Annotated in this window: 1 protein-coding gene and 1 pseudogene; one reads left to right on the top strand and one right to left on the bottom strand. The window is 64.0% G+C overall.

Annotated elements, in window-relative coordinates:
* Positions 1-286, top strand: a pseudogene (locus tag JK635_RS29035) (hypothetical protein); the annotation flags it as partial.
* 82 nt (positions 287-368) lie between these two features.
* Here JK635_RS29035 and JK635_RS29040 read toward each other — a convergent pair.
* Positions 369-655 (bottom strand): UbiX family flavin prenyltransferase (locus JK635_RS29040; RefSeq protein ID WP_202655541.1); only part of this gene is annotated, 287 nt, incomplete at its 5' end.

Below are 655 nucleotides of genomic sequence, written 5' to 3' on the forward strand. Positions count from 1 at the left end.
TGGGCTCTCGGCGCCCACCATCTCTGAAGAAACCCAGCAGAAGGTGGACGAGGAAATTCGCAGCATACTGGACCGTCAGTACGCTCTGGCGCGCAGCCTGCTGGAAGCCAACCGCGACAAGGTCGAGGTAATGACCAAGGCACTGCTGGAATGGGAAACCCTGGATGCCGACCAGGTGAAGGACATCATGTCCGGCGGCGAGCCGCGTCCGCCGAAATACGGTGTGCCCGAGAAGCGGCAGTCCAGTTCGGGGCCGATCGCACCAAGCGCGCCCGCTACCGTCTGAGCCAGGCAAGCCTCCGCAAGAAAATAAAAACCCCGCCTCCTTACCGGAGGCGGGGTTTTTTCATGGTCGGTATCGTCCCGGGTCAGGCAGGCGTGTCGTTGCCCGGATTCCAGCGCCGCACCGCGCCTGACTCAATGCCAAACAGGTCAAGCACCCTGCCGACGCTGTGGTCGACCATTTCGTCGATGGATGCCGGCCTGGCATAGAAGGCCGGCACCGGCGGGCTGACGATGGCGCCGGCCTCGGTGACTGCCACCATGCTGCGCAAATGGCCGAGATGAAGCGGCGTTTCCCTGAGCATCAACACCAGGCGCCGCCGCTCCTTGAGGGTCACGTCAGCCGCGCGGGAAAGCAGGCTGCCGGTGATGC

It is taken from the genome of Neobacillus paridis (assembly GCF_016765675.1).
Lineage (GTDB): Bacteria > Bacillota > Bacilli > Bacillales > Cytobacillaceae > Neobacillus > Neobacillus paridis.